General features: G+C 63.0%; 1 protein-coding gene and 1 pseudogene. Both read right to left on the bottom strand.

The annotated features are described in order from the left end of the window. Nucleotides 1–236: NAD(P) transhydrogenase subunit alpha (locus tag AZG88_RS29460; protein WP_061699910.1), on the bottom strand; the 236-nt coding region annotated here is incomplete at its 3' end. A gap of 60 nt (nt 237–296) precedes the next feature. Beyond that, nucleotides 297–689 (bottom strand): annotated as a pseudogene (locus AZG88_RS50750) (hypothetical protein); the annotation flags it as partial.

The following is a 689-nucleotide window of genomic DNA, read 5'->3' as shown; positions in this document are numbered from 1 at the left end:
ACCACGTTGATCGTTCCGAAGACCAGGGCGACGAACAGGATCACCTGCAGCCCCCACGGCGGGTTGTCGACCTTGCCGAGCACCACCAGCGCGCCGAGCACGACGATGCCGTGGATGGCGTTCGTGCCCGACATCAACGGGGTGTGCAACGTGTTCGGGACCTTCGAGATCACCGCGAACCCCACGAACCCGGACAACACCAGGATCGCGATGTTCGCCAACAATTCGGTATACATCAACAGCTCCCTGTGGGATGTGAGGCCTCAGATTCGCTTGGCTTCAACAGATGCGGCAATTCAGGGCCGAGAAATCTGTCGACCACGAGCACAGCGAACGCCAACAATGACGCCATGGGGGTGATGAATATCTTCGATATCACAACTTGCTCCCCTGTTCGGGCGTGCGGGTGACGCAGGACGCGGCAACATCAGCTCCAGCAGGGCGGAGATGTTCTTCGAATACAGCTCCGAGGCGTGCTCGGGCATGCTGGCGGGGAGGTTCAGCGGCGAGCAGATCGTCACCCCGTGCTTGACGACGGTCTGGCCGGGTTCGGTGAGCTCGCAGTTACCACCGGTCTCCCCGGCCAGGTCGACCACCACCGATCCCGGTTTCATGCCCTCCACCGCGGCCGCGGTCACCAACCGCGGTGCCGGACGGCCCGGCACCAGGGCGGTGGTAATGACCACGTC

Origin of the sequence: Rhodococcus sp. LB1, from assembly GCF_001583455.1 — a bacterium.
GTDB lineage: Bacteria > Actinomycetota > Actinomycetes > Mycobacteriales > Mycobacteriaceae > Rhodococcus_F > Rhodococcus_F opacus.
The sequence above is the reverse complement of the archived record's forward strand: the minus strand, read 5'-3'. Positions and strand labels throughout refer to the sequence as shown.